Origin of the sequence: Enterobacter sp. 148H3 (assembly GCF_034107425.1) — a bacterium.
GTDB lineage: Bacteria > Pseudomonadota > Gammaproteobacteria > Enterobacterales > Enterobacteriaceae > Enterobacter > Enterobacter vonholyi.
The window spans coordinates 224,176-238,345 of the sequence record NZ_JAWNEI010000007.1 but is presented as its reverse complement, the minus strand read 5'-3'; the positions used below and the strand labels follow the sequence as shown (position 1 = coordinate 238,345).

Here is a 14,170-nt window from a genome sequence, read left to right as displayed (position 1 = left end):
TGCTCACAGGTTGACGCTACGCGCCGGGGTGATGGCACCGTAGTCATTCACGCTCTGCCAGGAAAGCGTACCGCTCGCACCGGCTGGCAGCACCTGCTGAGACGAACTTTTCGGCGCAACCATCAGGTTGTCCAGCGCCTGCCCGCCCAGTTTCAGATTAACGAGCGTGATGTAATACGGGGACGCGTTGCTGACTTTGAGATGGTTGCCCGTGCGCTCAAACCGCAGCTGGGAAAGCGCCTCTTCCGGCTGCATCGCCAGGTTGTTCGGGCGCACAAACAGCTTGATGCGTGAAAGGATAGCCAGCTGCAGCACGTTATTGTTTTCCGTTTTCGCTTTGTTCACCGACGGGATCGCCTTCACGTTCATGTAAAAGAGCGATTCGCGATCGGCAGGCAGCGCCGGCCCGGCGTAAATAATACGCAGCGTGTTTTCGCTGTTCGGCTCGCTAACAAACAGGGGCGGAGTGACGGCAAACGTTTTTTCTTTTTGCCCGCTCGCATTTTCGATCCACGCGTTAATTAAATAACGTTCCTGTTTGTTGCTGTTGGTGATCGCCAGCGACGTTTGCTTCGCCTCTGCCGGATAAATAACGCGCGTGGCCCCCAGTGCAATACCGCCGGATGCATTTGCGCATGCAGAAACCATCATCAAAATAAACGATAAAAAAAGTCCTGGTTTAATTAGGGTATTCATCACAACCGTACCTTTAATAATGTGTTCGCAGGTGTTACGGATAAATCAACGTAAACCAGACATCCGACTGAATTTTGCCTGGCTCGAGATGTTCGGAAATAGCCCGATAGCGGGCGCTAAAATGGAACGCGAGCTCGCGGGTATCGACAGGCAGCCAGCTGACGGCCGTAGCGTTTGGGATTATCTGACGTTGCTGTTCGTCAAAGAGCGCCAGCCCGACGCCGCTGCTGACAGATGTTTCACCCGGCCGCGATGTCGCCAGAAAGACCTGCGGATCCTCTGCGGGCGTGACGCCCTGAAACTGGATCCCCACGGTGCGCGAAACATCAACGCTGCAGTCCAGCAGCCGTACGGTGAAAGGCACATTCACCGTGGAAAAACTGCCCACACCGGAAAATGAATTGGTTCGGTACTGGCCCATGTCGATGCGCATATTCTGGCTGTCGGGCGCCACGGCGCAGCCGCCGTTCACCAGTTCACCTCTGAGATGAACCTTGCCGCCTTCGATCACCACGGTATGCGCCGATGCCGGGCAAGCCATCGCAAGGGTTAACAGCAGTAGTGTTCCAGTCCTTGTCATCCTTCGTTCCTGGCATTAGCGTATGACGGGCCTCGTCCCTGAGGCCTGAACATCCCTGTGCGGAGGAATTATTCGTATTTCATTACGAAGGTGGCGTCAGCGTTCGCCTGGCCTGGCTCAGTGGTGGCAGCCGTTGATTTGTAACGCGCGGTGAACTTCAGGGTGTTCGTCCCTTCGATCAGCGTCTGCGCAGCAGAGAAGGTCGCGCCGTCCGGGGTCAGAACGCTGGATTTGCTGTCGAGGATCTCGATACCCACGCCTTTCGCGGTGTTGTCGTTGTTACCGGAGGTGACGGCCAGCAGGGTTTTGTCGGTTGGGTCGATCTGACCGGTGAACGCAACGGCTGCAGTTTTGGCAACCAGCGGATCGCAATCGTTCAGTTCAATGTTGAATGGGATATTAGAGGTGGTGTCGCCCACTTTGGTGAATTTCGCGGTACGATACTGACCCAGATTAACGGTCTGCTCGGAAGAATCAGTATTTACTGAACAAGCAGCATTAACCAGCTCACCTTTAAAATGTACGGTACCGCCATTTACGGAAACCGGCGCAGCAGGATCCGCTGCATTTGCGGCACCCGCAACCAGGGCCAAAGTTGCAATAACAGTAGAAGCAATGTTGCTGAGTTTCATGTCTATTCCTTTAAAATGTAAATAACCCTTCCCGCGAATAATCGGGAATAAGAAATACGTTCAATTGATGAATTGAAAGCTTATTTCGGAGGAGACAAAGTAGCTCAGTGCACGGTTTTTAAATATGTCAAAACGCTGCCATTTCGCCAGGTCACATCCTAATCCCGCCTAAGAAATTGACCATCCCTTAAGAAGGGTTTTTGCGTCACGCTGATAAAAACGCGTAAAGGGTGACTGACAGCGACGCTCGCTTCTGACAAAATACACGCCATCCCCCCTTTCAAACGTTACAGACGGAATCTTCTCTCTGATGGCAGCAAAGATTATTGACGGTAAAACGATTGCGCAGCAGGTGCGCTCTGAGGTCGCGGAAAAAGTGAAGGCGCGTAAAGCTGCCGGAAAACGCGCCCCCGGGCTGGCCGTTGTGCTGGTTGGCAGCAACCCGGCATCGCAAATTTATGTCGGCAGCAAGCGCAAAGCGTGTGAAGAGGTGGGCTTCGTCTCCCGCTCTTACGATTTGCCGGAAACCACCAGCGAAGCAGAACTGCTGGAACTTATTGACACCCTGAACGCCGATAAAGAAATCGACGGTATTCTGGTTCAGCTGCCGCTACCCGCTGGTATCGACAACGTGAAGGTGCTGGAGCGTATCGCACCGGATAAAGACGTGGACGGTTTCCACCCGTACAACGTTGGCCGCCTGTGCCAGCGTGCGCCGCGTCTGCGTCCTTGCACGCCACGCGGTATCGTGACGCTGCTTGAGCGTTATAATATCGACACCTACGGTCTGAATGCCGTGGTCATCGGCGCGTCCAACATCGTGGGCCGTCCGATGAGCATGGAGCTGCTGCTGGCCGGCTGCACCACCACCGTCACCCACCGCTTCACCAAAAACCTGCGCCACCACGTTGAGAACGCCGATCTGCTGATCGTCGCGGTCGGCAAGCCAGGCTTTATTCCTGGCGAGTGGATTAAAGAGGGTGCGATTGTCGTGGACGTCGGAATTAACCGTCTTGAAAACGGCAAAGTGGTCGGCGACGTGGTGTATGAAGATGCCGCCGCGCGCGCGTCTTACATTACCCCAGTACCGGGCGGCGTAGGCCCGATGACCGTAGCAACGCTGATTCAGAATACGCTGCAGGCGTGCGAAGAATATCACGACGTAGAGGACGCGTAAGATGGCGACTTTTTCATTAGGTAAACACCCGCACGTTGAGCTGTGCGACCTGCTCAAGCTGGAAGGCTGGAGCGAAAGCGGCGCACAGGCGAAAATCGTTATCGCCGACGGGCTGGTAAAAGTCGACGGCGTGGTAGAAACGCGCAAGCGCTGCAAGATTGTCGCGGGCCAGACCGTGAGCTTTGAAGGGCAAAGCGTAACCGTTACGGCCTGAGCCGTTTGATGCCCTCACCCTAACCCTCTCCCACAGGGAGAGGGGATTTTAAATCCCCTCACACCCATCGCGGTTATTTATCGATCCACTTCAAATAATCACTAATTCATCTGTTGAAAAGCGAAAATTCAGTTGCGCGTTTTTCACTCTTTGCCCACGATAAGTAGAACGTTCTACTAAAACGTTCTACTTACAATAACAGCGCCAAAAAAGCGCTACTCGGGGGAAATCAGCATGAGTCTGATATCAGGGTTTGTTAAATCGCTGTCTAAATTATCGATGATTGGTCGCGCCTTAATGCTGCCAATTTCACTGCTTCCCGCTGCGGGCCTGCTGCTGGCCTTCGGCGATAAGTTCCATCTGCCGCTGATGATGAATGCGGGCGGGGTTATTTTTGATAACCTGCCGATGCTGTTTGCCATTGGCTCCGCCGTGGGTCTGGCGTCAGAATCCGGCATCGCGGCGCTGTCTGCGGCGGTATCGGTGTTTGTCACGAATATCACCATCAGCACCGTGCTGAGCATCACGCCGGAAATGGCCTCCCAGGGTGGGAAATACGCCATGGTGGTCGGCATCCCAACGCTGCAGATGGGCGTCTTCGGCGGCCTGATCTGCGGTATCCTCGCGGCCTGGTGCTATAACCGCTTCCACACCATGCAGCTTCCGGAATTCCTGGGCTTCTTCTCCGGCAAGCGCTTCGTGGCGATTGCAACGGCGTTCCTCTCGTTCCTGATGGGGCTGCTGCTGCCATACGTCTGGCAGCATATTCAGGCCGGTATCGACGCGCTCTCCGTGGTGGTGAACGGTGATAATCAGGCGGCGTCGACCTTTATCTTCGGTCTGGTAGAGCGCGCGCTGATCCCGCTCGGTCTGCACCATATCTGGTATCCGTCCTTCTGGTATTCGTTTGGGGATTACACCACCCAGGCAGGCCAGGTGATCCACGGCGACCAGACCATCTGGTTCAAGATGCTGGAAGAAGGGGTGAAATCCTTCAGCAGCGACACCTACCAGAACGCTGGTAAGTTTATGCAGGGTGAATTCCCGCTGATGCTGTTTGCGCTGCCTGCGGCATGCCTGGCGATGTATCACGAAGCCCATACGAAGAATAAAAAAATCGCGGCCGGTATTCTGTTCTCCGCGGCGCTGACCTGCTTCCTGACGGGGATCACCGAACCGGTTGAGTTTACCTTTATCTTCGTGGCGCCGATCCTGTACGTCTTTAACGCCATCATGGCGGGCCTGGCCTACATGACCATGTACCTGCTGCATGCGCATATCGCCAAGTCGTTCTCCGCGGGCTTTATCGACTATCTTTCATTCGGGATCCTGCCGTCCTTTAACGGCTACCAGACCCACTTCCTGAGCGCCATTATCATCGGCATTCCAATGGGCCTGATTTATTACTTCACGTTCCGCTTTGTGATCCGTCGTTTCGACGTGAAAACGCCGGGCCGCACTGAAGTGACCGCTAACGCGGATGAGAAATCGGATTCCGAACTCGCGACAGAGATCATCTCCCTGCTGGGCGGGGCGCATAACATCGACTCCGTCGGCGCCTGTATCACCCGTCTTCGCCTGGAAGTGACAAAAAGCGAGGTGGTGGATAAAGACGGTCTGAACGGACTCGGCGCGCGCGGCGTGGTGTTTGTCGGCGACAACGGTATTCAGGTGATTTTCGGTGCCAGAGCACAGTTTATCGCCCAGACCATGTCCACCATGATCGGCAAATAATAAGATGCCTGAACGACACGTCTCCTGTACGCTGGGAGACGTGTTTTATCTGGCTGATAATCGGTAAATTTCAGGGAGCGGTTTTGAAGAAAGTCAGCATTATTGATGTCGCAAAGCACGCGGGCGTGTCGGTCTCAACCGTCTCGCTGGTGCTGCGCCAGAAAGGGAAAATCTCAGAGGCAACGATCGAGAAGGTCAACGCTGCCATCAATACGCTGGGCTATGTTCATAACGTTGCCGCTGCCAACCTCCGCGCCAATACGTCCAACCTGATTGGCCTGATCCTCCGTGACTTTAGCGACAGTTTCTCCATCAAGGTGATGGCGAGCATCGTTCAGGATCTCGAAAAACAGGGGTATATGGTTTTTCTCGGTCAGCCCCAGAACGACCATGACCATCTTGAGCGCTGCCTGCTGTCGTTTAAGCAGCAGGGCGTCGCCGGAGTTATCTATCTGGCCTCGGATACCCGCACGTCTACCCTGCCGGAACAGATTCGCCGCTGCCCGCTGCCGCTGGTGGTGGTCTCGCAGTCGCTGCTGGATGAAAAATGCAATCTGGTGATGCGCGATAACCGACAGGCGGCCAATCTGGCGGTGCGTTATCTTATCGAGCGCGGTCATCGCAATATCGCCTACATTGGCGGACGCGAAGGCTGCCTTATCCGCGAACAGCGCCTGCTCGGTTTTCGCAGCGCGATGGCGCAAAACGGGCTGGTCTGGCGCGATGAATACTCTCCGGCCTGCAGCGATGACACGCTGGCCGCGGGTTTCGCCACCCGCCAGTTGCTGGAAAAAAACAACACCATCACCGCCCTGCTCTGCCACTCGCCGGATGCCATGATCGGCTCTATCTCCGGTATTCATCAGGTCGGGCGTACGGTGGGTAAAGATGTCTTTCTGACGCAGCAGGTCGCGCTGGTCGGTTTCGAAGATATGCTCCACGTTAACCTCACCTCGCCATCGTTTACCTACGTCTCGTCCGCCAGCGAAGAGACGGGGCGTCAGGCGGCCGGGCTGATTATCCGCACGCTGAAGGAGCCGACGCTGCAAACCCAGCGCATTACGCTTTCCGGGCAGCTTATCGCTCGAGAATCGGCGTAAATTCAGAATTTCGCACAGGTTTTTTAGCGCGGGATGACTGCTATATTTCCATGATTTGCCATGGATAATCACAATGCCTACCGTTATTACGCACGCCGCTGTTCCGCTTTGCCTGGGCTTAGGCCTGGGAACCAAAGTGATTCCTCCCCGCCTGCTGTTTGCCGGGATTATCCTCGCCATGCTTCCGGATGCCGACGTGCTGGCATTTAAGTTTGGTGTCGCGTACGGCAATGTTTTCGGCCACCGCGGCTTTACCCACTCCCTGCTGTTTGCCTTTGTAGTGCCGATACTTTGCGTGCTGACTGGACGACGTTGGTTCAGAACCAGCCTGACGCGGTGCTGGTTGTTTTTAACGGTGTCACTGCTGTCGCACAGCCTGCTGGATTCGATTACCACGGGCGGGAAAGGCGTCGGCTGGCTGTGGCCGTGGTCAGATGAACGCTTCTTTGCGCCGTGGCAGGTGATTAAAGTGGCGCCGTTTGCGCTGTCGCGCTATACCACGCCGTACGGGCATCAGGTGATTATTTCAGAGCTGCTGTGGGTGTGGCTGCCGGGGATCGTACTGATGGGGATGTTGTGGTGGAGGCGGAGGTAAAAGCAAAACGGCAACTCAAGTTGCCGTTTTTAGTGTTTGCACCCTCTCCCTGTGGGAGAGGGCTGGGGTGAGGGCATCAGCGCGCCCCAGACTTACTTACGGCGCCAGGTCGTTCCCTGCGGGCCGTCTTCCAGAATGATGCCCATCTCGGTCAGACGGTTGCGCGCCGCATCTGCCGCCGCCCAGTCCTTCGCCTGACGCGCTTCCAGACGCGCCTTGATCAACGCTTCAATCTCCGCCACTTCACCGTCGTCCGCCTGCGCACCGCTCTGCAGGAACGCGTCCGGATCCTGCTCCAGCAGGCCAAGAACGGAGGAGAGCTTACGCAGATGGGACGCCAGCGCATTCGCCGCGGCCATATCTTCTGACTTCAGGCGGTTCACTTCGCGCGCCATGTCGAACAGCACGGAGTACGCTTCAGGGGTGTTGAAGTCGTCGTTCATCACCTCAACGAAGCGGGCTTCGAACGCTTCGCCGCCTGCAGCAGGAACAGACCTGTCGGTACCGCGCAGCGCGGTGTACAGACGCTCCAGAGCCGAGCGCGCCTGTTTCAGGTTCTCTTCGCTGTAGTTCAGCTGGCTGCGATAGTGGCCGGACATCAGGAAGTAGCGAACGGTTTCCGCGTCGTAGTACTTCAGCACGTCGCGCACGGTGAAGAAGTTACCCAGCGATTTCGACATCTTCTCGCGGTCAACCATAACCATCCCGGAGTGCATCCAGTAGTTCACGTACTCGCCGCCGTGGGCGCAGGTGGACTGCGCGATTTCGTTTTCGTGGTGCGGGAACATCAGGTCTGAACCGCCGCCGTGAATGTCGAAGTGCTTGCCCAGCTGTTTGCAGTTCATCGCGGAACATTCAATGTGCCAGCCCGGACGGCCTTCGCCCCACGGGGATGACCAGCTTGGTTCACCCTCTTTGGACATTTTCCACAGCACGAAGTCCATCGGGTTACGCTTCACGTCAACCACGTCAACGCGGGCACCGGCCTGGAGCTGTTCCAGATCCTGACGGGAGAGCGAACCGTAGGTTGGGTCCGTCGGCACGGAGAACATGACGTCGCCGTTGTCGGCAACATACGCATGACCGCGGGCAATCAGCTTTTCGGTGATCTCGATGATTTCGTGAATATGGTGGGTCGCGCGCGGCTCGCTGTCCGGACGCAGAATATTCAGGGCGTCGAAGTCTTTGTGCATCTCAGCGATCATGCGATCCACCAGCGCAACAAAGCTTTCGCCGTTTTCATTGGCGCGCTTGATGATCTTATCGTCGATGTCGGTGATATTACGCACGTATTTCAGGTTGTACCCCAGAAAACGCAGGTAGCGAGACACCACGTCGAAGGCGACAAAGGTACGGCCATGGCCGATGTGACAGAGGTCGTAAACCGTAATACCACACACGTACATGCCAACTTCCCCGGCATGGATAGGTTTAAATTCCTCTTTTTGGCGCGTCATTGTATTAAAGATTTTTAACATCGAAGATTCCATGTAAACACGTGTGTGGTTGAAAACCGGCTATTCTACCCGTAATTCAAACCCGAAGCAGCACACAATGCAAGGTGATCGCATCCTGTGGTTATGCTATAACAAGCCCCTATAGATGACCCGAAGGCGGGTCGACGTACCACAATAACGGAACAGGATGCAAAAATGGTTACTTTCCACACTAATCATGGCGATATCGTAATCAAAACCTTTGATGACAAAGCGCCTGAAACAGTTAAAAACTTCCTGGACTACTGCCGCGAAGGTTTCTACAACAACACCATTTTCCACCGCGTGATCAACGGTTTTATGATCCAGGGCGGCGGTTTCGAACCTGGCATGAACCAGAAAGCCACCAAAGAAGCGATCAAAAACGAAGCGAACAACGGCCTGAAAAACACCCGCGGCACGCTGGCGATGGCGCGTACTCAGGCACCTCACTCTGCTACCGCGCAGTTCTTCATTAACGTGGCTGACAACGACTTCCTGAACTTCTCCGGCGAAAGCCTGCAGGGTTGGGGCTACTGCGTATTCGCAGAAGTGGTTGAAGGTATGGACGTGGTTGACAAGATCAAAGCCGTCGCTACTGGCCGCAGCGGTATGCACCAGGACGTTCCTAAAGAAGACGTTGTGATTACAAGCGTGACCGTCAGCGAGTAATTGGTGGCGACACTCTTTATTGCAGATCTGCATCTGCAAACAGAAGAACCGGCGATTACCGCCGGTTTTCTGCGTTTTTTACGCGGTGAAGCGAAAAGCGCCGATGCGCTGTACATCCTGGGCGACCTGTTTGAAGCCTGGATTGGCGACGACGACCCTAACCCGCTGCACAGTGAAATGGCCGCCGCCATTCACGCGCTGGTAGATTCCGGCGTCCCCTGCTACTTCATTCACGGCAATCGTGATTTCCTGATCGGCAAGCGCTACGCCCGCGAAAGCGGCATGACGCTGCTGCCGGAAGAACGGGTACTCAATCTCTATGGCCGCAAGGTCCTGATCATGCACGGCGACACGCTCTGCACCGACGATACCGGCTACCTGGCGTTTCGCGCCAAGGTCCACACCCCGTGGATCCAGAAGGTGTTCCTTGCCCTGCCGCTGTTTATCCGCAACCGTATCGCTGCCAGAATGCGTGCGGGCAGCAAAGCCGCCAACAGCAGCAAATCCATGACCATCATGGACGTGAATCCGCAGGCCGTGGTGAGCGTGATGGAAAAGCATGGCGTTCAGTGGTTGATACACGGTCATACCCATCGTCCAGACGTGCATTCCCTTATCGCCAACGGCGAACCGGCCCATCGCGTGGTGTTGGGTGCCTGGCACACCGAAGGCTCCATGGTCAAAGTCACGCCAGAGGGCGTCGAGCTGATCGCTTTCCCGTTTTAATCCCCCTCAAAATTCATTCTATTTTTTTGAACAATATTGGCAAATTGTTTCGATTTTAATCAGTCCGTGGTCGGTCTACTATTTATCACATCAGGGCAAGACACCCTATCCCAAACAAAATACTTAAGGAATACGACCATGAAATCCATCAAAACTTTCGTTGCAGTTGCTGCTCTGTCTCTGGCTTCTTTCGGTTCTTTCGCTCAAAGCGTGAGCGCAACTGCCTCTACCCTTGACCGCGCAGAAGCGAAAATCGCTGCACAGGCTGCTGAACAGGGTGCGTCTTACAAAATCACCAGCGCGAAGGTCGACAACCGCGTCTATATGACCGCAGAACTGACGAAATAATGATTGCCCATCGACGAAAACAGACCGCCAGAATGCGGTCTGTTTTGTTATGAATTGACGGCAACAACGGCTCAAGATTTAACCGCGCAACCGTTTTCCTTGCCCGTATAACATGCTATTCTCTGTGCCCTCGAAAGCAGTGTGTTTCGCACCACAGGAGTTTTAAGACGCATGTCTTCCCGCAATAATCCGGCGCGTGTCGCCATCGTGATGGGGTCCAAAAGCGACTGGGCTACCATGCAGTTCGCCGCCGAAATCTTTGAAATCCTGAATGTTCCGCACCACGTTGAAGTGGTCTCCGCGCACCGTACGCCTGACAAACTGTTCAGCTTCGCAGAAAGCGCCGAAGAGAATGGTTATGAGGTGATCATTGCCGGCGCGGGCGGCGCAGCACATCTGCCGGGCATGATTGCCGCCAAAACCCTGGTACCGGTTCTGGGCGTCCCGGTACAAAGCGCCGCGTTAAGCGGTGTGGATAGCCTCTACTCCATCGTCCAGATGCCGCGCGGTATTCCTGTCGGCACGCTGGCGATTGGTAAAGCGGGTGCCGCCAATGCCGCCCTGCTGGCTGCGCAGATCCTGGCGACACACGATAAAGCGTTGCATCAGCGTCTGGCGGAGTGGCGTAAAGCCCAGACCGACGAAGTGCTGGACAATCCAGACCCGCGGGGTGCGGCATGAAGCAGGTTTGCGTCCTCGGTAACGGCCAGTTAGGCCGCATGCTGCGTCAGGCCGGTGAACCTCTGGGGATTGCCGTCTGGCCCGTCGGGCTGGACGCCGAGCCGGAAGCCGTCCCATTCCACCAGAGCGTGATCACCGCCGAGATCGAACGCTGGCCGGAGACCGCTCTGACCCGCGAGCTGGCGCGTCACAACGCTTTTGTTAACCGCGACGTGTTCCCAATCATTGCCGACCGTCTGACGCAAAAGCAGCTGTTCGACAAGCTCGGTTTGCCGACCGCACCGTGGCAGCTCCTGTCCGATAAAAGCGAGTGGAACGACGTCTTCGCCATGCTGGGCGAGCTGGCGATCGTGAAGCGCCGCGTGGGCGGCTACGACGGCCGCGGCCAGTGGCGCCTGCGCGCAAACGACACCGCCGAGCTGCCGGACGACTGCTACGGCGAATGCATCGTTGAGCAGGGCATTAACTTCAGCGGTGAAGTCTCGCTGGTTGGCGCGCGCGGGCATGACGGCCGCACGGTGTTTTATCCGCTGACGCATAACCTGCATCAGGACGGCATTCTGCGCACCAGCGTCGCCTTCCCGCACGCCAATGCTGACCAGCAGGCGCAGGCGGAAGAGATGCTCTCAGCCATCATGCACGAGCTGGGCTACGTGGGCGTCATGGCGATGGAGTGTTTTGTTACGCCGTCTGGTCTGCTAATCAACGAGCTGGCACCGCGCGTGCACAACAGCGGCCACTGGACGCAAAATGGCGCGTCCATCAGCCAGTTCGAACTGCACCTGCGCGCCATCACCGACCTGCCGCTGCCGCAGCCGGTGGTCAATAGCCCGTCGGTGATGATCAACCTGATCGGCACCGATCTGAACTACGACTGGCTGAAGCTGCCGCTCGTGCATCTACACTGGTATGACAAAGAGGTTCGCGAGGGTCGTAAGGTCGGTCACCTGAACCTGAACGACAGCGACACGGGCCGCCTGAGCGCCACCCTGGAAGCCATGATCCCTCTCCTGCCGCCGGAATACGCGAGCGGTATTGTCTGGGCACAGTCAAAGCTCAAGTAAGACATCTGCGCCGGGGAGTTGACCTTCCCCTTCCCCGGCGTAAAATCCCCGCCCATTGCTGCTGAGTTTTCTTCTGGAATAACCATGAACGATGGAACGGACTATCGCGCGATCCTCGCGTCTGATACCCCTTTAATCGACGTTCGCGCGCCGATCGAATTTGCCCAGGGTGCGATGCCCGCCGCCATTAACCTGCCGTTGATGAATGACGACGAGCGCGCCGCCGTCGGCACCTGCTATAAAAGCCAGGGCCCCGAGGCCGCGCTGGCGCTCGGCCATCGCCTGGTGAACGGCGACACGCGTGAAGCACGCATCAACGCCTGGCGGGAAGCCAGCCTTGCCCATCCTGAGGGCTTTCTCTGCTGCGCGCGCGGCGGCCAGCGCTCGCATATCTCACAGGCCTGGCTGAAAGAGGCGGGTATCGACTACCCGCTGATCCGCGGCGGCTATAAGGCCCTGCGCCAGACTGCGATTCAGGTGACCATTGAGCAGTCGCAAAAGCCGATGGTGCTTATTGGCGGCTGTACCGGGAACGGTAAAACCCTGCTGGTGAAGCAGCACGCGCAGGGTATCGATCTGGAAGGGCTGGCGCACCATCGCGGTTCGTCGTTTGGCCGCACGCTCACGCCGCAGCTTTCCCAGGCCAGCTTTGAAAATCACCTTGCGGCTGAGCTCCTGAAAAAAGACGCCGCGCGCTGGGTGCTGGAAGACGAAGGCCGGATGATTGGCTCCAACCACCTGCCGGAGTGCCTGCGCGACCGCATGGTTGAAGCCCCTATCGTGGTGGTCGAGGATCCGTTTGAGATCCGTCTTGAACGGCTGCGCGAAGAGTATTTCGACCACATGTGGGCGGATTTTTCTGCGGCCTACGGTGAAGAAGCGGGATGGAAAGAATACAGCGAGTACCTGCATCACGGCCTGTTCGCCATTCGCCGCCGCCTGGGGCTGCAGCGCTTTGCGGAATTTACCGCGCTGTTAGATTCCGCGCTGTTGGAACAGCAACGATCTGGCCGCACGGACGCGCACTTCAGCTGGCTTGCGCCGCTGCTGAACGACTATTACGACCCGATGTACGGCTATCAGCTGGAGAAAAAGGCGGAGAAAATTGTCTATCGCGGGACGTACGGCGAGGTCGCTGACTGGCTTAATCGCTGAAAAAAAGCCGGGTGGCGAGGTAAAAGCAAAACGGCAACCTGGGTTGCCGTTTTTAATGTTTTTTCCCTCTCCCCGTGGGAGAGGGTCAGGGTGAGGGCATCAGGCCGCACCCTACAACACGGCTTAGAAGTCGTAACGCAGACGCACCAGGTTCATGTCGCCCAGGTTGTCGGTGCTGGAAGTGAACACGTGTTCGTAATCCACGCGGAAACCGTAATCCAGCTGGAAGCTGATACCCACGCCGTTGTCGATGCGCTGGTAGTTACGGCCGTTCACGTAGTCAATACGGTCGCCCATGAAGTAAGGCTGGATGGATTTCACCGCGTACTGACCGACTGGGAATTTGTAACCTGCGAAGTACTCAATACCCCACGCGTCGCCCGCAAAGTAGTCGTTAACAGACACTTTTTTGGTGGTCATGAAGTTCTGGTACCAGCCGCCGCCAACGGAGAAGGTCCAGTTGTCCGGGGTCCAGCTCAGCGCAGTACCGAGGATGTTCTGGTCATAGGTTTTGCTGTCGCCGTTGTCCGGATTACGCATATCCGCGCGGGTGTAGTTCCACGCGGCGCCCCAGGTCAGATCGGTGGTCAGGTGGTAATCCAGACCCAGCGAGCCGCCGCCTTTACGCTTGTAGCGCAGGCCGTTGCCCGGCAGGTATTCGCTGTCTTCAAACAGGTAAGATGCGTAGATGTCAGCATCGCCCACGGTTTTCTTATATTTCAGCATCTTACGTGAACGGTAAGAACCGTCGTAATCGCCTTTGATCCCGTTACCCGGCGCCTGACCGATCATGTCGTAGTCCCAGATATCGGTTTTCGCACCCACCACATCATAGTAAACGCTGTTCTGTTGGCCGAAGGTCAGCGTACCCCAGGTGTCGCTCTTCAGACCGGTGTAGAGCATACGACGCGTCGTGTCGTGGTCGCTCTCGCTGTAGTGGTTATCCCAGTTGAACATTGCAGGGAAGTTCACGCCCAGCTCGTAGTAGCTTACCCAGCTGATGTCATCAAACAGGTAGTAATCTGCTGCAAAACGGAAGCGGGTACCGCCGTCAAAACCGTTACGCTTGTAGCTGTTTTTACCGTCGTCGCCGGTCATGTTCTGGAACTGAGGACGAATGCTGCCGCCAACGGTGAAGTTCAGGCGGCTCAGCGGGTTACCCGCCTGAGGATCCTGCTTAAGAACCGTGATTTCCGCCTGAGAAGCGAAGGTAGTCAATGCCACTGCCGCGCCGATCGTTACCGCCAGCGCTGATTTTTTTATAGTCATTATTTTTCCCTTAATAGACACGCTGCTAAATATTTAGCGGGTGAATATTAAC

At 56.3% G+C, this 14,170-nt stretch carries 16 protein-coding genes; 11 read left to right on the top strand and 5 right to left on the bottom strand.

Going from position 1 to position 14,170, the window contains the following annotated elements; genetic code table 11:
- Window positions 1-3: 3 nt before the first annotated feature.
- From fimC to fimA, 3 genes are all read right to left on the bottom strand, one after another.
- The gene (fimC, locus tag USH94_RS12825; RefSeq protein WP_111963364.1) at window positions 4-696 is read right to left on the bottom strand and encodes a type 1 fimbria chaperone FimC; all 693 of its coding nucleotides are present in this window, start codon (window positions 694-696) and stop codon (window positions 4-6) included.
- 34 nt (window positions 697-730) lie between these two features.
- The gene (fimI, locus tag USH94_RS12820; protein ID WP_111963365.1) at window positions 731-1,276 is read right to left on the bottom strand and encodes a type 1 fimbrial protein subunit FimI; all 546 of its coding nucleotides are present in this window, start codon (window positions 1,274-1,276) and stop codon (window positions 731-733) included.
- Window positions 1,277-1,344: 68 nt separating this feature from the next.
- Complete coding sequence (gene fimA / locus USH94_RS12815; protein WP_023310641.1) at window positions 1,345-1,908, bottom strand: type 1 fimbrial major subunit FimA; 564 nt, start codon at window positions 1,906-1,908, stop codon at window positions 1,345-1,347.
- Between the two features lie 310 nt (window positions 1,909-2,218).
- Here fimA and folD point away from each other — a divergent pair, with 310 nt between their 5' ends.
- The 5 genes from folD (at window position 2,219) to USH94_RS12790 (ending at window position 6,728) form a co-directional block, all read left to right on the top strand.
- On the top strand, window positions 2,219-3,085 hold the full coding sequence (gene folD / locus USH94_RS12810; RefSeq protein WP_008499332.1) for a bifunctional methylenetetrahydrofolate dehydrogenase/methenyltetrahydrofolate cyclohydrolase FolD: 867 nt from the start codon (window positions 2,219-2,221) through the stop codon (window positions 3,083-3,085).
- A 1-nt stretch (window position 3,086) separates the two neighbouring features.
- On the top strand, window positions 3,087-3,299 hold the full coding sequence (gene ybcJ, locus USH94_RS12805; RefSeq protein WP_023334767.1) for a ribosome-associated protein YbcJ: 213 nt from the start codon (window positions 3,087-3,089) through the stop codon (window positions 3,297-3,299).
- 234 nt (window positions 3,300-3,533) lie between these two features.
- A complete protein-coding gene (locus USH94_RS12800) occupies window positions 3,534-5,033 on the top strand; it encodes a PTS transporter subunit EIIC (protein WP_111963366.1) in 1,500 nt (499 codons plus the stop codon).
- An 83-nt stretch (window positions 5,034-5,116) separates the two neighbouring features.
- Window positions 5,117-6,133, top strand: a complete 1,017-nt coding sequence (gene malI, locus USH94_RS12795; protein WP_090417966.1) for a Mal regulon transcriptional regulator MalI — start codon at window positions 5,117-5,119, stop codon at window positions 6,131-6,133.
- A 73-nt stretch (window positions 6,134-6,206) separates the two neighbouring features.
- A complete protein-coding gene (locus USH94_RS12790; RefSeq protein WP_111963367.1) occupies window positions 6,207-6,728 on the top strand; it encodes a metal-dependent hydrolase in 522 nt (173 codons plus the stop codon).
- 92 nt (window positions 6,729-6,820) lie between these two features.
- Here USH94_RS12790 and cysS read toward each other — a convergent pair whose 3' ends face one another.
- Complete coding sequence (gene cysS, locus USH94_RS12785) at window positions 6,821-8,206, bottom strand: cysteine--tRNA ligase (RefSeq protein WP_111963368.1); 1,386 nt, start codon at window positions 8,204-8,206, stop codon at window positions 6,821-6,823.
- A gap of 174 nt (window positions 8,207-8,380) precedes the next feature.
- Between cysS and ppiB the strand changes: the two genes are divergently transcribed.
- The 6 genes from ppiB to mnmH all read left to right on the top strand — a co-directional run bounded on the left by ppiB (window position 8,381) and on the right by mnmH (window position 12,849).
- Window positions 8,381-8,875, top strand: coding sequence for a peptidylprolyl isomerase B (ppiB, locus tag USH94_RS12780; RefSeq protein WP_111963369.1), 495 nt, complete (start codon window positions 8,381-8,383; stop codon window positions 8,873-8,875).
- 3 nt (window positions 8,876-8,878) lie between these two features.
- Entirely contained in the window at window positions 8,879-9,601 is a 723-nt protein-coding gene (gene lpxH, locus USH94_RS12775; RefSeq protein ID WP_111963487.1) for a UDP-2,3-diacylglucosamine diphosphatase, read from the top strand.
- 138 nt (window positions 9,602-9,739) lie between these two features.
- Entirely contained in the window at window positions 9,740-9,949 is a 210-nt protein-coding gene (locus tag USH94_RS12770; protein WP_111963370.1) for a YdgH/BhsA/McbA-like domain containing protein, read from the top strand.
- A 171-nt stretch (window positions 9,950-10,120) separates the two neighbouring features.
- Complete coding sequence (purE, locus tag USH94_RS12765) at window positions 10,121-10,630, top strand: 5-(carboxyamino)imidazole ribonucleotide mutase (protein WP_014882834.1); 510 nt, start codon at window positions 10,121-10,123, stop codon at window positions 10,628-10,630.
- Complete coding sequence (purK, locus tag USH94_RS12760; protein WP_111963371.1) at window positions 10,627-11,694, top strand: 5-(carboxyamino)imidazole ribonucleotide synthase; 1,068 nt, start codon at window positions 10,627-10,629, stop codon at window positions 11,692-11,694. Before purE ends, purK begins: the two co-directional genes overlap by 4 nt.
- Window positions 11,695-11,778: 84 nt before the next feature.
- On the top strand, window positions 11,779-12,849 hold the full coding sequence (gene mnmH, locus USH94_RS12755; RefSeq protein ID WP_111963372.1) for a tRNA 2-selenouridine(34) synthase MnmH: 1,071 nt from the start codon (window positions 11,779-11,781) through the stop codon (window positions 12,847-12,849).
- A gap of 123 nt (window positions 12,850-12,972) precedes the next feature.
- On the opposite strand, the gene USH94_RS12750 is transcribed toward mnmH, so the two are convergent.
- Complete coding sequence (locus USH94_RS12750) at window positions 12,973-14,118, bottom strand: porin (RefSeq protein ID WP_111963373.1); 1,146 nt, start codon at window positions 14,116-14,118, stop codon at window positions 12,973-12,975.
- Window positions 14,119-14,170: the final 52 nt, after the last annotated feature.